At 62.6% G+C, this 18,551-nt stretch carries 15 protein-coding genes and 1 riboswitch; of the genes, 7 read left to right on the forward strand and 8 right to left on the reverse strand.

All coding sequences use genetic code 11. The annotated features are described in order from the left end of the window. Position 1: 1 nt before the first annotated feature. The 3 genes from maiA to acnA all read right to left on the reverse strand — a co-directional run bounded on the left by maiA (position 2) and on the right by acnA (position 3,794). Positions 2–649: a maleylacetoacetate isomerase gene (maiA, locus tag MFF26_RS12610; RefSeq protein WP_137828844.1), complete on the reverse strand. Its 648-nt coding sequence runs from the start codon at positions 647–649 to the stop codon at positions 2–4. 22 nt (positions 650–671) lie between these two features. Then, positions 672–971, reverse strand: coding sequence for an antibiotic biosynthesis monooxygenase family protein (locus MFF26_RS12615; RefSeq protein WP_137828845.1), 300 nt, complete (start codon positions 969–971; stop codon positions 672–674). A 123-nt stretch (positions 972–1,094) separates the two neighbouring features. Further along, positions 1,095–3,794 carry an aconitate hydratase AcnA gene (gene acnA / locus MFF26_RS12620; RefSeq protein ID WP_137828846.1) on the reverse strand — a complete coding sequence of 900 codons (2,700 nt, stop codon included), beginning with the start codon at positions 3,792–3,794 and terminating at the stop codon, positions 1,095–1,097. A gap of 643 nt (positions 3,795–4,437) precedes the next feature. On the opposite strand from acnA, the gene ccmA reads away from it, so the two are divergent. Continuing rightward, positions 4,438–5,082 carry a heme ABC exporter ATP-binding protein CcmA gene (gene ccmA, locus MFF26_RS12625; RefSeq protein WP_137828847.1) on the forward strand — a complete coding sequence of 215 codons (645 nt, stop codon included), beginning with the start codon at positions 4,438–4,440 and terminating at the stop codon, positions 5,080–5,082. Beyond that, entirely contained in the window at positions 5,079–5,747 is a 669-nt protein-coding gene (ccmB, locus tag MFF26_RS12630; RefSeq protein ID WP_137828848.1) for a heme exporter protein CcmB, read from the forward strand. Before ccmA ends, ccmB begins: the two co-directional genes overlap by 4 nt. Positions 5,748–5,767: 20 nt before the next feature. On the opposite strand, the gene MFF26_RS12635 is transcribed toward ccmB, so the two are convergent. Next, positions 5,768–6,037, reverse strand: a complete 270-nt coding sequence (locus MFF26_RS12635; RefSeq protein ID WP_137828849.1) for a hypothetical protein — start codon at positions 6,035–6,037, stop codon at positions 5,768–5,770. Positions 6,038–6,109: 72 nt separating this feature from the next. Continuing rightward, a complete protein-coding gene (locus MFF26_RS12640; RefSeq protein WP_137828850.1) occupies positions 6,110–6,472 on the reverse strand; it encodes a hypothetical protein in 363 nt (120 codons plus the stop codon). Between the two features lie 693 nt (positions 6,473–7,165). Further along, positions 7,166–7,360, forward strand: a riboswitch (cobalamin riboswitch). A gap of 107 nt (positions 7,361–7,467) precedes the next feature. On the opposite strand from MFF26_RS12640, the gene MFF26_RS12645 reads away from it, so the two are divergent. Further along, the gene (locus MFF26_RS12645; RefSeq protein ID WP_137828851.1) at positions 7,468–9,699 is read left to right on the forward strand and encodes a TonB-dependent receptor; all 2,232 of its coding nucleotides are present in this window, start codon (positions 7,468–7,470) and stop codon (positions 9,697–9,699) included. 576 nt (positions 9,700–10,275) lie between these two features. Further along, positions 10,276–10,398: a hypothetical protein gene (locus tag MFF26_RS26480; RefSeq protein ID WP_283207402.1), complete on the forward strand. Its 123-nt coding sequence runs from the start codon at positions 10,276–10,278 to the stop codon at positions 10,396–10,398. A 21-nt stretch (positions 10,399–10,419) separates the two neighbouring features. On the opposite strand, the gene MFF26_RS12650 is transcribed toward MFF26_RS26480, so the two are convergent. From MFF26_RS12650 to MFF26_RS12660, 3 genes are all read right to left on the reverse strand, one after another. Continuing rightward, positions 10,420–11,208, reverse strand: coding sequence for an ABC transporter permease (locus MFF26_RS12650; protein WP_137828853.1), 789 nt, complete (start codon positions 11,206–11,208; stop codon positions 10,420–10,422). Between the two features lie 510 nt (positions 11,209–11,718). Beyond that, complete coding sequence (locus tag MFF26_RS12655; protein WP_137828854.1) at positions 11,719–12,078, reverse strand: hypothetical protein; 360 nt, start codon at positions 12,076–12,078, stop codon at positions 11,719–11,721. An 883-nt stretch (positions 12,079–12,961) separates the two neighbouring features. Then, positions 12,962–13,117 carry a DUF3309 domain-containing protein gene (locus MFF26_RS12660; RefSeq protein ID WP_091943448.1) on the reverse strand — a complete coding sequence of 52 codons (156 nt, stop codon included), beginning with the start codon at positions 13,115–13,117 and terminating at the stop codon, positions 12,962–12,964. Positions 13,118–14,019: 902 nt separating this feature from the next. On the opposite strand from MFF26_RS12660, the gene MFF26_RS12665 reads away from it, so the two are divergent. The 3 genes from MFF26_RS12665 (at position 14,020) to MFF26_RS12675 (ending at position 18,255) form a co-directional block, all read left to right on the forward strand. After that, positions 14,020–14,529 (forward strand): RNA polymerase sigma factor, encoded by a 510-nt coding sequence (locus MFF26_RS12665; RefSeq protein WP_137828855.1) that lies wholly within the window; start codon positions 14,020–14,022, stop codon positions 14,527–14,529. Between the two features lie 87 nt (positions 14,530–14,616). Beyond that, a complete protein-coding gene (locus MFF26_RS12670) occupies positions 14,617–15,591 on the forward strand; it encodes a FecR family protein (protein WP_137828856.1) in 975 nt (324 codons plus the stop codon). 117 nt (positions 15,592–15,708) lie between these two features. After that, positions 15,709–18,255 carry a TonB-dependent receptor gene (locus MFF26_RS12675; RefSeq protein WP_171015445.1) on the forward strand — a complete coding sequence of 849 codons (2,547 nt, stop codon included), beginning with the start codon at positions 15,709–15,711 and terminating at the stop codon, positions 18,253–18,255. The last annotated feature ends 296 nt before the right edge of the window (positions 18,256–18,551 follow it).

Here is an 18,551-nt window from a genome sequence, read left to right on the forward strand (position 1 = left end):
CTTATTGCGCCGGTGCGCCGGGCTGCCGCAAGGGGTGAGCCCTGGCGACGGCATCAAGGGCGAGCAGAGCCTCGGCGATGCGCTTGACCGTCGGATAGGGCGCGGTGTCGATGCCGAAGATGCCAGTGCCGACCCAGAGGCTGATCAGGCAGAGATCGGCATGACTCACCGCATCGCCCTGGCAGTAACGACCGGTGCCGGCCTCGGTCGAGAGTCGCTTTTCCAGCACGTTCAGGCCGGTTGTGAAGGCGTTGCGCAGGAAGTCGAGCATCTTCTCCCGTGGCAGACCGTAATGCTCCATCAGGAAGGTGCGCACCCGAGGGACGTAGAGGGGGTGCGTGTCGCAGGCGACGACCTGCGCGAGGGAACGCGCGCGCGCCCTCTCCCGTGGATCGGCTGGCAGGAGCTTCATACCGCCCTGTGTCTCCTCGAGGTAATCGAGGATCGCGAGCGATTGCGTGAGAGGCGGGCCATCGCCATCGAACAAAGCAGGGACCGCGCCCTGCGGATTGATGGCCAGGAAGTCGGGCTTGAACTGCTCGCCCGCGTCGAGATCGAGAAAGATCTCCTCGTAGGCGATACCCTTGAGGTTCATCGCGATGCGCACGCGGAAGGCCGCCGCCGAGCGCCAATTGCCATACATCTTCATCAGCGCGTTTCCCCTCTTCCGCTCAGAACGCCTCGAGGACGAGTTCGGTGTGCTCGACTTGGGGCGGGCTCTCGAAGGTGTCGGAGACCAGCGCGCGGTAGTCCTTCCAAGCCTGAGAGCCGGTGAAGTCCTTCGTATGGGCCTCCAGGGTGTCCCACGTGATCAGCAGGCGATAGCGCTGCGGCTTCTCGATGGAGCGACGCACCGTGAAGCTGCGGCAGCCCTTCGCCGCGCGGAAAATCTCCGCGGCCTGAGTGATGCCGGCCTCGAAGGCAGGCTCCGATCCCACCTTCACGTCGATCTGCGCGATTTCCAAGATCATGCGTGCCGTGTCTCCGAGTCCTGCCACGCCACGACATAGCGCGCCGATACGAAAAAGGCCCCTCCCTTTCGGGAGAAGCCTATTTCCAGGGCGCTCAGGAGCGCCCCGATCGACGGGTCGTCCTCAGGCCGCGAGCGAACGCAGCACGTAGGGCAAGATCCCGCCGTTGCGGAAATATTCCAGCTCGTCGAGGGTATCGATCCGGCAGGTCAGCGGCACTTCCTTCGTCGAGCCGTCGGCCGACGTGATCTCGGCGGTCAAGGTCTGGCGGGGCTTCAACTCGCCCTCCAGGCCCTTGATGGTGACGGTCTCGTCGCCCTTGAGCCCCAGGGATTGCCAAGAGGTCTCGCCCTGGAACACCAGCGGCACCACGCCCATGCCGACGAGATTCGAGCGGTGAATGCGCTCGAAGCTCTCCGCGATCACCGCGCGCACGCCGAGGAGTTTGGTGCCCTTGGCCGCCCAGTCGCGCGACGAACCGGTGCCGTATTCCTTGCCGGCGAAGATGACGAGCGGGGTATTCTCCGCCGCGTATCTCTGCGCGGCGTCGTAGATGAACATCTTCTCCCCATCGGGCTGGTGCAGCGTCCAGCCACCCTCGACGACGTTTCCGCTCTCGTCCCTCACCATCTGGTTCTTGATGCGGATATTGGCGAAGGTGCCCCGCATCATGACTTCGTGGTTGCCGCGCCGTGTGCCGTACTGATTGAAGTCCTGCACACGGACTTGGTGCGACTGCAGATACTCACCGGCGGGCGAGGCCGCGCGGATGTTGCCCGCGGGCGAGATGTGGTCGGTGGTGATCGAGTCGAGGAAGAGGCCGAGGATGCGCGCGCCCTCGATATCCTTCACCGGAGCCGGGTTCATCTCCATGCCCTCGAAATAGGGCGGGTTCTGCACGTAGGTCGAGCCGCCGTCCCAGGCGAAGGTCTCGGCCTCGGTCACCTCGACGCCCTTCCAGTTGTCGTCACCGCCGAACACGTCGGCGTAGCGGCTCTTGAACAGGGCCGAGGTGATGTTCTCCTCGATGAAGCGGCTCACCTCCTCCGAGGACGGCCAGATGTCCTTGAGGTAGACCGGCTGACCGTCGGAGCCCTGGCCCAGCGGCTCCGTGGTGATGTCGATCTGGAGCGAGCCCGCGAGCGCGTAGGCGACGACCAGGGGCGGCGAGGCGAGGTAATTGGCCCGCACGTCGGGGTTCACGCGGCCCTCGAAGTTGCGGTTGCCCGAGAGCACGGCCGCCGCGACCACGTCGTTGTCGTTGATCGCCTTCGAGATCGGGGCTGGGAGCGGACCCGAATTCCCGATGCAGGTGGTGCAGCCGAAGCCGACGAGGTTGAAGCCGAGGGCGTCGAGGCTCTCCTGCAGACCCGACTTGTCGAGGTATTCGCCCACCACCTGCGAGCCGGGGGCGAGCGAGGTCTTCACCCACGGCTTCGAGCGCAGGCCCTTGGCGACCGCGTTGCGGGCCAGCAGCCCGGCGCCGATCATCACGCTCGGGTTCGACGTGTTCGTGCAGGAGGTGATCGCCGCGATCACCACGTCGCCGTGGCCGATGTCGAAATTGGTGCCCTCCACCGCGTAGCGGCTGGAAATGTCGGCAGCCTTCTTGAACTCCTTCTCCATGGCGTCGGCGAAGCCGGCCTTGGCGGCGTCGAGAAGGACCCGGTCCTGCGGGCGCTTCGGGCCGGCGAGAGACGGGCGGACGGTGCCCATGTCGAGTTCGAGCGTGTCGGTGAAGACCGGGTCCGGGGTCTCTGCGTCGCGCCACATCTCCTGCGCCTTGGCATAGGCCTCGACGAGGGCGATGCGGTCGTCGTCGCGGCCGGTGACCTTGAGGAAGTCGATGGTCTTCTGATCGATCGGGAAGAAGCCGCAGGTGGCGCCGTATTCCGGGGCCATGTTCGAGATCGTGGCGCGATCGGCCACCGCCATGTCGTCGAGGCCGGGGCCGTAGAATTCGACGAACTTACCGACAACGCCCTTCTTGCGCAGCATCTGCGTCACAGTGAGCACGAGGTCGGTCGCGGTGGTGCCCTCGGGCAGCTTGCCCGACAGCTTGAAGCCGATGACCTCGGGGATCAGCATCGACAGCGGCTGGCCGAGCATCGCGGCCTCGGCCTCGATGCCGCCGACGCCCCAACCGAGCACGGCCAGGCCGTTGACCATGGTGGTGTGCGAATCGGTGCCGACGAGCGAGTCCGGATAGGCGACGTCCGCGCCGTCCTCGGACCGCGTCCACACCGTCTGCGACAGGTACTCCAGGTTGACCTGATGGCAGATGCCGGTGCCGGGCGGCACGACCGAGAAGTTCCGGAATGCGGACTGACCCCATTTGAGGAAGGTGTACCGCTCGCCGTTCCGCTCGTATTCCAGCGCCACGTTGTCCGCGAGCGCCTTCGGGGTGCCGAACTCGTCGACGATCACGGAGTGGTCGATGACGAGATCGACCGGCACCAGCGGGTTGATCTTCTGCGGGTCACCACCGAGCGCCGCCATGGCGTCGCGCATCGCCGCGAGGTCCACCACCGCGGGGACGCCCGTGAAATCCTGCATCAGCACGCGGGAGGGGCGGAAGGCGATCTCGGTCTCGGCCTTGCCCTTGTTGTCGAGCCACGCGACGGCCGCCTCGATGTCGCCCTTGCGGACCGAGCGGTCATCCTCAAAGCGCAGGAGGTTCTCGAGGATCACCTTCATCGAGAACGGGAGAGCGGCGGCGTCGGCCAGGCCGTTCTTCTGCGCCTCGGGGATCGAGTAATAGGTGTAGGTCTTGCCCGCGACTTGAAGCGTCTGGCGGGCTTTGAAACTGTCGAGCGATGCCACGGCGGGTCTCATCCTGAAGCTGGCGTTGTCGAACACGGCGTAGGCATAACCTGCGCCACGAGAGGTGTTCGGCCGTATGCGCTCTAACGAGCGCGCGCCGCCCCGGGGGCGCCCGGGAAGAGTGCCCGAGAGGACACTCAGGATGGTGCGCGAGGGGCGAATTGGACGCCCTGAGAAAATCGCGCGGCGCAGCCTGCCCGGTCTATAGAACGTTTCGAAATTGGCCGCTACTGCCTCTTACGCGGGCAGTGACGCCGTCCCATGATTGAAACGGAGACCTCAGTCTGCGGCGGGTAACGTCCCCTTAAGATGCCTTCGTCGGCGGTGCCCTGAAGCAGTCACCGACGAGCCACCCGCATGCGGCCCGTGTTCGCACCTGATGCAAGCGTGATGCTCTTTCAGCGGCGCACGGTCGGCGACGGATGCCGGATCGCCCTCGGTCCTCGCCACCTTTGGGACGGGGTCGCGGCATCGGGCTGAATATCCGCCTTGGGTCAGGCCCCCACCGGCCCGGGCCCTTGCGATCGTCGACGCGAAAGCGGCGCGGTTCGCCTCTCGCCGCGCATTAGGCTATCGGGTTCCCGTTTCCGCTGGGTCGTTCCGTGCGGTCGGAGGATGGACGCGTGGCGTCACAGGGCAATCCGTGCGGCTGATCGTCGAGAACCTCGCCTGTCGGCGTTCCGGTCGACGCATCTTCTCCGGGCTCTCGTTCACCCTTGGACCGGGCGAGGCCCTGATGATCACGGGCCGCAACGGCGCGGGGAAATCGAGCCTACTCGCCATGCTGTCCGGCCGTTTGAAACCCGATGCGGGGACGATCCGTGGAGAGGATATCGGCGACGCGGGTCTCCCCGAATGCCTGCACGTCGTGGGCCATCGCGACGGCCTCAAATCCGCTTTGACCGCCCAGGAGAATCTCGACTTCGCCCGTGACCTTCTGGGCGACGCGCAGCTGACGCCGGGCGAGGCCCTCGCGGCGATGGGGCTCCCGCACGTGGCGCGGCTGCCGGTAGGCTACCTTTCGGCCGGTCAGCGGCGGCGCGTCGCCCTCGCCCGGCTGCTCGTCTGCCGCCGCCCGCTCTGGCTGCTCGACGAACCGACCGCCGCACTCGATCTCGCTTCCCAGGATGTGCTCGCCGCGATGATGGGCCGACACCGGGCGGAGGGCGGTCTCGTCGTCGCCGCGACGCATCAGGCGCTTGGACTGGAGGATGCCCGTGAATTGCGGATCGGTCCGGCCACGGCGGAACAGGTGCTCGACGAGCGGATCGAGGAGAGTTGGGCATGATGCGGGCCTTCTCGGCGCTGCTCGCCCGCGATCTCCGGCTGGCTGCCCGCGTCGGCGGTTCGGGGGCACTCTCGCTGGTGTTCTTCCTGATGATCGTCGTGATGGTGCCCTTCGCGCTGGGTCCCGATCTCAACCTGCTGTCGCGGATCGGCCCGGCGATCCTGTGGCTGGCCGCGGTTTTGGCGACCCTGATCGGCCTCGACCGCCTGTTCCAGTCCGATGAGGAGGACGGCTCCCTCGACCTAATGACGGGCGCCGCGGTGCCGCTGGAACTCGTGGTGCTCGCCAAGGTCACCGCCTATTGGCTGACCACCGGTCTGCCGCTGGCGCTCAGCGCCCCGTTATTCGGCCTGCTGGTCGCGCTCTCGCCGACGGCCATGGGTGCAACGGCCCTGACCTTGCTGATCGGCACACCGGCGCTCGCTTTCATCGGCGCGGTCGGGGCGGCCCTCACCGCCACCATCCGTCGCGGGGGCCTGATCCTGGCGATCGTGGTGCTGCCCTTGATGATTCCGACCCTCATCTTCGGCGTGTCGGCGACGGAGGCGGCGCTCGGCGGCACCGTGCCGTTCACGACCCCCCTCGCCGTACTCGGCGCGCTCAGCCTGATCGCGGGGGTGATCGGCACCCTGGCCGCTGCGGCGTCGCTGCGCTGGTCGGAGTAACCGGTCGACGGAACGGCCGGCTACTTATCGCAGCCGATACAAATGCCGGTATCGATCTTGTCGTTCCGCCGCTCGGTGCGGGATTCCCGCTCGATCGAACGCGACTCGCTGCGATCGATCCGATCCAGCCCACCGCCGGCGGGGGGCATGGTCCGTCCAACGGCGGAGGTGTTCGGTGCCGTGACGGTCGAGGTGGGACCGCCGCCGGTCCCGGTCTGCGGCGTTTGGGCTGTGGCTGCGGTTGCAACGGTGGCGCCGAGAGCCGCAGCGAGCAGAATGCGCATGGTCATGATGGAACTCCCTGGCCCGTCAACGCCGGGGCCTTGAGTGGGTTTCCCATCGGCGAAGGCGAGACGAACCGGTCAATCCGGCCAGTGGATCGTCCCCTCGCGCAAGCCGAGAACGTGCCGGTCGCTGACGCCGAAATCGCTCGACTGATCTTCGACCACGCCGGACACACTGACATGGCAGGCCTCATCGAGCGCCCCGCCCTCGCACAGGCCCCGGGCCTGCCGCTGTGCGAGTTCGCCGACATCCGCCAGCCGAATCAGCACCCGGCGTAGGGGAGCCGTTGCCTCGGCCGCGACCGGCTGCGGGGTGAAACCGAGACAGGTCGCCTCGCTCTCCGTGGCGAACACGAGATGGCAATCTTCGAGGGTCACGCGCTCGCCGATCAGTTGATCGGCCGCAACGGAGAACTCGACCGCCGCGATATGAGACTCCATGGCCATCAACTCCGCCGGAGATGGGAGTGTCGAGAGGAGAACGGGAAGAAGTGCTGATATCCGCATGATCGTCGGGGCCTCGGATTCGTCGCTTCCGAACCTAAGCAAAGCTTATGCAACTTTGCGGGACTGAAACCCTGGGCGCGTCACGTGTTTGTGCTCGCTCCACTGATTTGTGAGGTAAAAGCTGCGATCGGCATCGATCCAATCACTTTTCAATCACGAATTCGCATTCGAGAACAATCAAATCAGGCGGCACCATCCATCCGGTGCCGATCATGCGCACAAATTCGGCAATACACCGGGCCTTTGCGTGCGGTGATCAAAGGTGCTTCCGTTCCTCGGCCGCGAAATGAGATGTCCATCCTGCGCCGGGTGGGACGACCCGCCGTTTCGCGCGCTCATCACGACGCGTGGGGGCAGCCGCGACCCTCCCCATCATGCATGTGGTGCATAGCTGCGATCATCACTCCCGGATTGTTTTGTGCAGCGCAACGTGAGACTGATCTGCATGCGAGATCGCGATGGCGTCGCGGTCCCGTTGCCCTTCTTGGGCGTTTCCTCCCTAGACTTCGGGCCGCTCCATTGGGGCGGCCTTTTTTCTTGTCCAGTGCGCGATACCATGGATTTGATGATCCACGGGAAATCCCCTGAAACCTGTTCAAATTCAGTTGACCACCGGGCCCCACGCCTTTTAGTCTAATACTAGACGGTTCCCGCGAGGGATCAAAAGGGAACGCGGTGAGGGATCGGTCCCGAACCCGCGGCTGCCCCCGCAACTGTGAGCGGAGAGTTCCCCATCACCACGTCACTTGGCGCCTCGCCTGGGAAGACGATGGGGGGCGGCGACCCGCGAGCCAGGAGACCTGCCGTCCGCCGTGGTCACACGCGAAACGCGCTGGGCGGGGTGCCTCGGCGGGTGCTAAGGCGCGAGTTCGTGCCACGGCCTCGTTCGCGGTGACGTGCCATTGTTGCCGTCCGAGGCTGTTGCCATCATGTCCTATCCCGCAGGCCGCCGAGCGAGGCCGTTCCTCGCCGCCCTCTCTGCTGCTCTTTCCACGTCTCTTCCTTTGGCCGCAAAGTCCCAGGTCGCGGCACCCGTCGAGACCCACCTCGACGAGATCGCGATCGCCGGCATTCCGGCCAATGCGCCCGCCGACGCCGTCGGTGCGGAGGCGGCCGCCCTGCTGCGCAAGCCGAGCCTGACCCAGGCCTCACCGGTCGGGCTCAATCTTCGCACGCCGTCGCGCGGCGCGAGCCGGCTGGGCCTGACCCCTCTGGAGACACCGGCCAGCCTCGATATCGTGTCCGGGGAAACCATCCGGCTGCGCGGTCAATCATCCGTGCTGGAGGCCGTCTCGCAGAACGGCACGGGCATCACTGCCTTCGGCTCGCCCGGCTTCGGCATCGGCGCCTTTACCGCGCGAGGCTTCGCCGGGCAGAACTCGATCCAGACGCTGTTCGACGGCACGCGGCTCTATGTTGGGGCCAATACGCTGACCTTCCCGTTCGACACGTGGAATGTCGAGCGCATCGAGGTCCTGCGCGGGCCGGCCTCGGTGCTCTACGGAGAGGGGGCGATTGGCGGGATCGTCAATGTCGTCTCGAAGAAGCCGCTCTTCACGCCGCTCAAAGTCGCCCGTGTCGGCCTCGGTTCCGACGGGCTGGCTCGTGCGGCGGTCGACACGACCGGGCCGATCGGTGAGTCGATGGCCTACCGCCTCAATATCAGCGGCAACCGCGCCGATGGTTGGATCTCGCCGAATGGCGAGTTCCGCAATCTCGCGATCTCTGGCGCCCTCACCTGGCGGGCGACGCCCGACCTTACCTTCACTGTGAGCCACGACCTCGGCTACCAGGAGCCGACCCGCTACTGGGGTACGCCGCTGGTGAATGGGCGCGTGCTCGATGCCGTGCGCTTCAACAACTACAACGTCCGCGATTCCAAGATCACCTACAACGACAACTGGACCCAGTTCCGCACCGAATGGACGCCGTCCGCCGATATCACCGTCCGCAACACGGCCTACCGTTTACAGAGCCGCCGCCATTGGTTCGATGTGGAGCAGACCGCCTACAACCCGACGACCGGCTTGGTCGATCGGTCGGACTATCTCGAAATCTACCATAGTCAGGAACAGATCGGGAATCGCTTCGATGCGACGGTCCGGGGCTCGGCCTTCGGGTTGGCGAACCAGTTCACGGCGGGCTTCGATGTGAACCATATCGCGTTCCGCCATACCAACAACTTCAGCGGCGACTTCGTGGAGACGCCCACGAGCGTCCCGCTGATCGGATACGATCCGGGGTTCTTCCCCGCCAATGGTCGGGCGGTCCCGGCTTACGCCACAAGCACGAACCAAGCGTCCGTCTTTGCCGAGAACCGGCTCGAACTGACCGAAAGGTTGTCGTTTCTGGCGGGTGTGCGCTTCGATGCCCCGCACCTGTCGCGGGTCAATTTGCTGAACCGCACGTCCTTCGAGCGCTCGTTCCGCGCCCTCGGCTATCGTTTCGGCCTCGTCTACGCGGTGGCGCCCGACACGACGCTCTACGCGCAATACGCCACCGCCACCGACCCGGTGAACAGCCTGATCTCGCTCTCGCAATCGCTCGCGGGCTTCGAACTCTCTACCGGTCGCCAAGTCGAAGTCGGGGCGAAGGGGCTCGCCTTCGGCGGCGCCGTCGAGTGGACGCTGGCCGGCTACCGCATCGTCAAGGACAACCTGATTTCGAACGACCCCGCTCGGCCTACGGTCTCGGTCCAGGTCGGCCAGCAATCCTCCTACGGTGCCGAGGCCGCCTTGTCCTGGCTGCCCGCGCCTGGATTGCGCGTCGATGCCAATCTCGCCTTGCTCAACGCTGAATACGATGCCTTCAGTCAGGGTGGCGTCTCCTTCGCCGGAAACCGTCCCATCAACGTGCCGGAGCAGGTCGCCAATCTCTGGGTCAACTGGGCCTTCGCCCGCGATTGGGAGGCTCGGGTCGGGGTGCAGTATGTCGGCGCAGTCTTCAGCGATTTCGCCAACCTCGCCCGCAGGCCGGATTATACCTTGGTGACGCTCGGCCTCGATCGGCAGGTCACCCCGTCTTCCCGCTTGTCGTTCCGGGTCTTCAACCTGCTCGATACGGTTTATGCCGTCGATGGCCGTGCCGCCGGCGGGATGAACACGAGCTGGTATCTCGGACGGCCCCGTTCGTTCGAGGTCGCTTATACGGTGGCTTGGTAGATCGCCCAGTCGAACGAGAAGCGTGCCGCCCGCCAGCCTTGCGGGGGGCACGCCTGCTTTCAGGCAGATCGAACGGCCCGATCAGCGTGTTCGTCGGCGGGACTTCTCGAGCGTTAAGAAGCGGGATGGCCTGAAGGCACGCCACCTGTGCCGCGCTGGGACCCTCTCGGTTGCGATGAGATCCTGACAGGCCAAGGGTCGTTCACGGCGCATGTCGTGACGATCGCCATGCCCCCCTCCCATGTCGGCCCGGGAGGCTTTCCAACCAATCGGCTCGAAGGCCGAAAGCCGCTGCTGTTTCTTCGAGGCAACAGGTTTGGTCTGCCGCTCACCCGCTCCAACGAGTGTGCGTTCTCAGCGGATCGCCTTGCTCTTTGTTATTTATCGGGGCTTCGCGGGATGTGAGACGTTCGGGGCTCAATGGCTTTGCACACGCTGTGCGCGAAGCCGGCGGTCACATCGAACCATCCGTTCCGACATGGAGCCTCGGCAGTGCGGACCTACGTCATCCGCGTTTCCAGCCCTAACAAGGCCCCGACCCGCTTTGCCGTCCTTGCCCCGAGTTCGGGACAGGCCATGGCCGCAATGGTCGCCGATCTCAGCCTGTCCGACATCGCCGAGATCACCGGTGAGGTGCTCAATTCGAATGTCGCCGCGAGACTCGGCCTCACACCCGGCCGCCCGCTCCGTCTGGTTTGACGGAGCGTCCCGGCCGTCGTTTCACCGTTCCATGACGTACCGTTCCATCAACAGGCCGACGGTGAGGCTGCCGAAGATCCAGCCGAGAATGTACAGATAATCAATTTGAATCGGGAGGCTCGGTTCATAGCCCAGGCGGACCCATTCGACGATCTGTACGCACGGGTTCCACCTCATCAGCGAATAGATCTGCTCCGGCATGTAGGCGGCAACAAACATCAACCCGCTGGAAAAATACACGAGCAGAACAACAAGAATGTAGATGATCTGCCAAGGCGGGAAAATCGAAACAATCCCAACATTGACGGTGCCGACGGAAATTCCGAGGGCGATGGCGGCGATATAACCCGTCATGGCGGTCGTGATGTCGACCGGGATCGGATCGACGCCGAATGCCAGCAGGAAGAGGCAGATGACACCGAAGCCCATGAAACTGCTGCAGATCTCCACGACAGCACGGGCCACCATCGTATCGATGCGTTTGACCTGAGGGAACCACGTGAGACTCTTGTGGACCAGATATCCCTTCATCATCTCGCGCGAGATATACTTGAAAGCCAAAAGGGGAAACGCACCCGATGCAACGAAGAGCATCGTCGAATCGCCCATCGGTGACGGCACCTCACGAAACACCATGATGCCGACGATGAGGATGACGTGGGCGACCGGCCACAGCATCTGGACGAGATAGCCCCAGTACGAACCGCCGAAGCGACTGCGCATGTCCCGGAGGATCAATGCGTTGAGGACCTGCAGATAGATATCCGTCTGGCTTCGCCGTATCAGGGCGGTCGGGGGCTGTAGGTTCATGAAATCCGTCGCGCGGATGATGTGTTTGCGCGATTCATCTCAGCCAATCGCGCCGAAATCGAGGAAGCGCCGATGCGCCGGCGGTCCCTCCCCTCGGTCAGACGTAGTGGCGAAACACGACCCGTTCCTCGCGATCCGCATCGTCGTCCGAATCCGATGCGCAAGGGGTTTGGAAGATCCCGAGGCCAATTGTCGAAATGAGAAGGACCGAAAGGAAGCGCAGAAATTTGTTCGCCTGATGCAGCGACCCGTGGGTGCTGCCTCTAATGGTCCGACGAACCGTCATGCCCGTATCCCGTACATTCTGCCGACCGAACGGAAGGCAGAGGGTGCTGCGCGAGCTTGACCCTTTTGTGACGCGGTCCCGTGCTGCCTATGGGTTCACAGGGGCGAGGCCGATGACTGTCGGGATATGAACCATGACAATTCCCGCTCCCTCTTAGATGCGAAGGTTCACCCCATCCAGAACCCGCTGCGCGCTATGGCGAGAGAGGATCTTCAGAGATCCACTCAGTCGAGGGGGGCCAGACCGGGATTTGCGATCATCACCCCATCCGCATTGACGCGTGCGCGCGCCTGACGCTGCCGTGGCGATGCCGATGCGACGGAGATTTGAGGATCTGCGCAGCGTGAACAGATCGACTTCACGGCCCGATCGCTGCTGTCCGCAATCTTTCGATCGAAAGCTTCCTGTTGCGCTTTGGCCGCCTCGCGCACGGGGTCTGGGGGAGCTTCGGCTTCCGGACTATCTGTTACGAGTGCGGCAGTCGGTTGCCGATAGGCAACCCGATAAGGGGCATAGGCGCGGAATTCAGCCTGTGCCTGCGCGATGGGCGACAATGCGAGGATCGTCATCAAGATGCGCAACATGGATCCTCGTCATCCGTTCAGCATCGACCTTCGCACGATTGGTCGATGACCCCGGCAAAGGGTGAGGGATCGCTCAGGATGCGGAGAGTCTGAACGGTGGTCGTGAAGAATTTGTTAAGGTAAGTGGTCGTCACGCCTCGCTTGGATGTCATTTTGTAACGCATCTTTATACTCGGCGCGGTGATGGATTCTGTTGGAATATGTCGATGAATGAAGGGTGCAAGCTATTTAACGAAGAGTTTCCGCGCAATATTAACGCGTTTAAAATTCCGACATGACGTCCAATATTCGAGCGATTGCTTTGAAATCGGCCTTGATTGAATTATTGATAAGTATATATAATCTATATCGACGGCGTGATTGATCGTTTTGTACCATAACCCTCGGAATATAGCGGTTTGATTAATTCTTACGTTTTTGAACGGCCGCGTTCGGCTGAACTTATACAGTCGCCAGCAGGCATCAAAGATAAGAAACTGAATGGGGATGACAGTAGCACCGTTCGCAGGTCTGCCTCTGGTCGCAACGGTCGCGCAAGTTGCTGCCGGCCGCTCAAGCTCCTGATCAGAATCGGTTGGGGCTAGCAGCTCAGGCACGGCCAACGCGACGGGTGCGAACGATGCGGGCTCGGGTTCAACGCCCGGCGCATCGGGCAGCGCGCCATCGGCGGGCGAAAAGAGCCGCTCAGGCACATCGAACAGCACCGGTGCCTCTGATGCCGGGTCCGGCTCATCGCCAGGTTCCCGTGGCACCGAGGCTGGCTCCGGAACCCATCAAGCGGCAACGTCCCTCCCGGCCGTAGCTGGGAGGGACGACCCGCATCCTCAATCCGACAAGACCGCCAATAGAGCGATCAGGCCACTGTAGATCGCGGGAATCTGCCTCAAATCCTGCCGGTTACCAGGAGCACGATCAAGATGATGAGCAGGATGCCGCCGAGGCCGAAGCCGGGACCCCGATAAGCGCCGCCGCCGAGGAAACCACCACCGCCGAATGCGAGGAGGATGAGCAAAATCAGCAGAATGGTTGTGACGGACATCGATGGCTCTCCTGTCGCTCGAGCCGGTTCGCCTGAGCTAGGCATTAACCCAGTCGATCACAAATTCGTTGCAGCCCTTTTTGCGCGGCACTGCGCTTCCGTTTTGAGCGGCAAGCGCTTGCAAACATTCGGTGAACGCCTTTCAGTCTTTGCTCGGCCAAGCTGTTCAGAGCATCTTCCCTTTTTTGTCGCGAAAGGTCGCTTTGATTCCTGATGTAATTGTGTCGCTTGTGAATCTTTCGAAATCAGGGCGTGCCATGATGATCGGTAATATATTTCCCTAGAACCAATCTTAAACGGCAACTTGTAGCATTGGCGGGCAAATTTGGTATAAATGTGTTGGTTTAATATTTTCATGCTTTTCAAGTCGATTGATTAGTAACATAATGTATGAGAAATATCGGTATTGATATTGTATTGCAGATATATATGACATAGAAACAAATTAAATTCAGATCTGATGCGCACGGTATTAAGGAAGTATGAATATAATTTCGAATAATACCCTCAGATATGAAGATATTTTATATTAATATTTTCTAAATCCGCATTGATTGAAGCTCGCGATAGATCGAATGCGCATGTCTAACATCAAATAAAACACAAATTGATAGTTTATATTTGTCGTAAAATTTATATATTTCAGATTGTGAAGCTGCGATCTATGCCTGTCGCAAAAACGCAACTGTTCCGGAAAGAGCAAGCGGATTTCGGGCCGCAGCAATTTCGATCAATTCAAATCAAGCTATTTCCTATATTGCGCCCAGTATCTTATCTTTGAAGCTTGCCTTGTTTAGAAGCGCCCTAAAATCCGGGCATGATTTGAGCTGTCTTGTCTGACGATCGGCGATGCGTCACGGCGTTGAGCGGCCAGGAGGTCCGTCACCGACAGGATTGGAGTCATGAGCGGAGTATCGGTCGATGCTCTTCATCGCCGGGAAGGGTTGAAGCTGCAGCGCTTCCTCCTGCGCATGCTGGGCAACCCCGTCGATGCCGCCGATGCGACGCAGGAAACCTACCTGCGCATGATCGCGGCCTTGTCGCGCACCCATGTCGAGCATCCCTCGGCGCTCCTCTTTCGGATCGCCCGGAATGTCGCGTTGCGAACGCGCAACCGCCATCGGCTCGAACGTTGCCTCTTCAGCGACAACGGTGAGGTGGATCTCGCGGACGCCGTCGACGGCTTGGCTGTTCCGGAACGGCAGGTGATCGCCCGTCAGGAATTGAAGCGTCTTGCCCTCGCCATCGATGAATTGCCGCCGCGCTGCCGTGAGGTGTTTCTGCTGAGCCGTTTCGAGAGCATCGCGAATGGGGAGATCGCGATTCGCCTGGGCATCTCGCGAAACATGGTCGAGAAGCATCTCATCAAGGCGCTTCTGCACTGCCGAGCTCGGCAATCGGAACTTTTTTGAAGGCAAGGCCTCAGGAGTTCGGCGCTTCGTTGATCTAAAGCAGAGAAGCGCATCGCCTGGCAGACGGCGCGAACCGGGGGAACGGCCGTGGCCGGCAACGAGCAGACCGAAGGGAGCGGAGTCGAATCCGACGATCCGGTCTTCGAGGAGGCCGCCGGGTGGGTTGCCCGTCTGTCGTCAGCGGACGCGACCGCGGCCGACCGGGCCGCGTTCGAAGTCTGGCGCTCGGCCGATCCGCTGCACGCGGATGCCTACGACGAGATGGACGCCCTTTGGCACAGGCTCGGGCAGCTGCCCGAAGCCAAGTCCGGCTCCGACAAAGCCGCAGGACGGCTGCTCAGACGACGGGTGACCAAAACCGTATCCGGCATCGCTCTCGCCGCCGCGCTCGGCGGGATATTGGCCGATCGGTACGGTCTCGTGGATCGGCTGCGGGCCGATCTCTGGAGCGGTGTTGGCGAGATCACGCACGCGATGCTTCCCGATGGCAGCCGCATCGACCTCAATACCGATACGGCTCTGATCGTGCGCTTCACGCCCCAAGAGCGCCGGATCTCGCTGCTCCGCGGCGAGGCCAACTTCGATGTTGTGTCGGATCCTCGCAGACCCTTCACGGTCGAGGCCGGAGGATTGAGCGCGCGGGCCGTGGGGACGCGCTTCTTCGTGCGCGCCGACGGCACCGATCAGCCGGTCGGCGTCGCAGAGGGCCGTGTCGAAGTCGGCGAGGCGGGTCGCCGCTCGCTGGTATCGGCCGGCGAAGCCGTTCACCGCGGTAGCGACGCCTCCCTGACCGCAGCCGCAGCGAATGTGGAGCGCAGCATGGCTTGGCGTGAGAATCGGCTTCTCTTCGCCGGTCAGCCGCTCTCCGCGGTTTTGACTGAACTCGGTCGCTATCGCCATGGGCGTATCCTCCTCCTCGACCGCCGCCTCGGTGAGCGGCGTGTGACCGGAGCGTTCGACACCCGTGACACGGACGACGCCCTTGCGGTGATCGCTGCCACGATGGGGGTCTCCCTCCATCGCGTATCTCCGTTGCTGGTCCTGGTCGGCGCGCCTTTCTGAGGGAGCGCGAAAAAAAATCTGCCGCCGACGTCAGGAGATCGCGAGCTCGTTGATCTTGGTCCGTAACGGGGCAAGAGCGCGCGAAACGCCCGCCCCGACCGATCGAGGGGCAAGAACATGGCAGCGCAGATCAGCATAGTTTCACGGAGCCGGGTGGCGGCGATCGCCCTCGCTGGCGTGTCGTTTGGGGCGATGGCTCAGGCGGTCGCGGCCCAACCCAGCCCGCCGGCCGAGCGCCTGGTTGGGGAGCGGAGCAGCGTCCATCTGACCATCCCCAAGGGACCGTTGGAGAACGGCCTCGTCGCCTTCACCGAGCAGGCGGGCGTGAAACTGGTCTACCCAACCGAATTGACGGCAACGTTGGAGACCGAGGGCCTCGACGGTGAGTTCTCCCCCATCGATGCGCTGGCCAAGCTGCTGAAGGGGACGGGTTTGACCTATCGGCCGGCCGGCGCGACGACGATCACCTTGGTCAATCCGCGCTACGCGCAACTCGGCCCGGACCCGGTCGGCTCGGTGCGACTCGATGAATTGCGGGTCGAAGGCGATGCCCGAGGCCGCAACACGGTCACGACTGGTCAGCCGCCGCGGTCCGGCACCATCGGTCAGCCGCCCGCCCCCTATGCCGGCGGGCAGGTCGCCACGGGGACCCGCCTCGGCATGCTCGGCAACCGCTCGGTGCTCACGACGCCGTTCAGCGTCACCGGCTATACCGAGAAATTGATCCGGGATCAGGAGGCCCAATCCATCGGCGACGTCACGCTGAACAATCCTTCCGTCCGCAGTGATGCGCCGGCCTTCAGCGAGCGGGACTCCTACTTCATCCGCGGTTACTCGGTGACCAATCTCGATACCGCCTTCGACGGGTTGTTCTACCTCGTCAGCCCACGTCGCCATTTCGTCGAGGGGATCGAGCGGGTCGAAGTGTTGCTCGGGCCCACAGCCCTTCTGAGCGGCGGCATCGGCCGGATCGGCGGTACGATCAATCTCGTTCCCAAGCGTGCCCTCGACGAGCCCCTCGCCCGGCTCACGACCACGTATATCAGCGACGCGCAGATCTGGACGCATGCCGACCTTGGCCGACGCTTCGGCACGTTCAAGGAGTGGGGCGTGCGCTTCAACGGTGCGTACCGGAACGGAGCCACGGCGCTCGACAAGAACGAGATCGAGGTCGGGGTCGCAGCGCTCGGACTCGACTACCGCGGCGAGCGGGTCCGGGCCTCGCTCGATCTGGTGCATAGCCGGCAGAACATCACCGCCCCGACGTCCCTTTTCAATTCAGCGGTGGCGGATATCCGCATCCCCCGCAATCCCGCCAATCGGCGCAACACCGCGAGCAGCTTCGAATTCAACGACAGCCGATACAATATGGCGGTGGGTCGCGTCGAATATGACCTGACGCCCGATACCACGCTCTACGCAGCGGGAGGTATCAGTCGCTACAGCGAGGATTCCCTCAGCTCGTACTATCTGATCACGAACTCGAACGGGCGGGCGACCAATACTTTCGCTATCGCTCCCATCCAATTGCATGGGCTGACCGGGGAAGTGGGCCTCCGCTCCAATTTCCAAACCGGCTTCATCGGCCATCAGCTCAGTGTCTCTGCCACCGAAGCCAATAATAAGAATTACTCGAGAGGCTACTTCCCTCCGAAGCTTCCAAGTTTCACGACAAATATCTACGAGCCGAACTATCTTCCATTCGGTTCGGTCGCGACTTTCGGCCTTCCGCGATCCGGCCAGCAACCGCTCTTCAACGATCTCACCGTTCGGAGCGTCGCCGTGGCCGATACGCTCTCCTTCGGTGGCGATGATCGCTTCCTCCTGACCTTGGGCGGCCGCTATCAAGAGGTCGGGCTGAAGAGCTACGTCACCCGACCGGTCGCAACTCAGGGGAGCCTCTCGACCAACTATCTCGAAAGCCGGTTCAGCCCGGCCATCACCCTGGTGCTCCGCCCGTTCGACAATCTCTCCTTCTACGGCAATTACATCGAGGCTCTCACGGAAGGACCAATTGCACCGAGCACGGGCGTCTCCAATCCAGGTCAAGTGTTTCCCCCTGTCGTGAGTCAGCAGAAGGAGATCGGTGCGAAGTACGATTTCGGCACCTATGCCGTCACGGCCGCACTGTTCGAAATCGAGCAGCCGAACGCGTTCAACGATGCCGGAACCTTCACCGTCAGCGGTCTCCAGAGGAACCGTGGCCTCGAACTCAACCTGTTCGGAGAGCCCCTGCCCGGCGTGAGGCTGCTCGGCGGCGTGACCTTCATCGATGCGAGGCTGGTCAACACCGAGGACAAGGACAAGAACGGGGTACCGGACTTCAATGGCAATATCGCGCCCGGTGTCCCCAGCACGACATTCAACCTCTACGGCGAACTCGACCTGCCGCCGTGGTTGGCGCCGGGGCTCACCTTGACGGGCCGGGCAATCTACACGAGTGGGGTGTACTTCGATCAGGCCAACAGACAGACAGTGCCGGACTGGACGCGGTTTGATGCGGGACTGCGTTACACGTTCGAGGGCGTCAACGGTAAGCCGGTGGTCCTGCGGGCCACGGTCAGAAATGTGCTCGACGAGAAATATTGGGCGTCCGCCGCCCGCGGGTTTCTCGCCGTCGGCGCGCCCCGAACTTTCATCCTATCGGCGTCGGTGGATTTCTGACGGTACTCGACTTCAACCGTCGTAGGGCCTAAACGCCATTGTCGAAACAGTCGAAACCTGATTGTAGGATAGCAACGGCTCAATAGAGAACCTGGGAGCGACTTTTCGGAGCCGCTCCTGAATCTTGAGAGCATGCTGGAGCGTTGAACAGCGTCTGAAAGTTTCGCCGCCTTCCACTAGGCTTGAAGCGTTACGGTTTGCTGACGACTTCGACTTCACCGCAGGTGCTTCAAATATGACGATAATTTACCGTTCGAGAATTCTTTGCAAATTCAGATCGTAAATATAAGTTGCAT

It is taken from the genome of Methylorubrum suomiense (assembly GCF_022179765.1).
In the GTDB taxonomy this organism is placed as follows: Bacteria; Pseudomonadota; Alphaproteobacteria; order Rhizobiales; family Beijerinckiaceae; genus Methylobacterium; species Methylobacterium suomiense.

Bases quoted from the DNA above. Each gene is read 5' to 3' on its own strand.
- maiA (WP_137828844.1), bottom strand. From the start codon at position 649: ATGAAGATGTATGGCAATTGGCGCTCGGCGGCGGCCTTCCGCGTGCGC.
- MFF26_RS12615 (WP_137828845.1), bottom strand. From the start codon at position 971: ATGATCTTGGAAATCGCGCAGATCGACGTGAAGGTGGGATCGGAGCCT.
- ccmB (WP_137828848.1), top strand. From the start codon at position 5,079: ATGATGCGGGCCTTCTCGGCGCTGCTCGCCCGCGATCTCCGGCTGGCT.
- MFF26_RS12635 (WP_137828849.1), bottom strand. From the start codon at position 6,037: ATGACCATGCGCATTCTGCTCGCTGCGGCTCTCGGCGCCACCGTTGCA.
- MFF26_RS12640 (WP_137828850.1), bottom strand. From the start codon at position 6,472: ATGGAGTCTCATATCGCGGCGGTCGAGTTCTCCGTTGCGGCCGATCAA.
- MFF26_RS12645 (WP_137828851.1), top strand. From the start codon at position 7,468: ATGTCCTATCCCGCAGGCCGCCGAGCGAGGCCGTTCCTCGCCGCCCTC.
- MFF26_RS26480 (WP_283207402.1), top strand. From the start codon at position 10,276: ATGGCCGCAATGGTCGCCGATCTCAGCCTGTCCGACATCGCCGAGATC.
- MFF26_RS12650 (WP_137828853.1), bottom strand. From the start codon at position 11,208: ATGAACCTACAGCCCCCGACCGCCCTGATACGGCGAAGCCAGACGGAT.
- MFF26_RS12655 (WP_137828854.1), bottom strand. From the start codon at position 12,078: ATGTTGCGCATCTTGATGACGATCCTCGCATTGTCGCCCATCGCGCAG.
- MFF26_RS12660 (WP_091943448.1), bottom strand. From the start codon at position 13,117: ATGTCCGTCACAACCATTCTGCTGATTTTGCTCATCCTCCTCGCATTC.
- MFF26_RS12665 (WP_137828855.1), top strand. From the start codon at position 14,020: ATGAGCGGAGTATCGGTCGATGCTCTTCATCGCCGGGAAGGGTTGAAG.
- MFF26_RS12675 (WP_171015445.1), top strand. From the start codon at position 15,709: ATGGCAGCGCAGATCAGCATAGTTTCACGGAGCCGGGTGGCGGCGATC.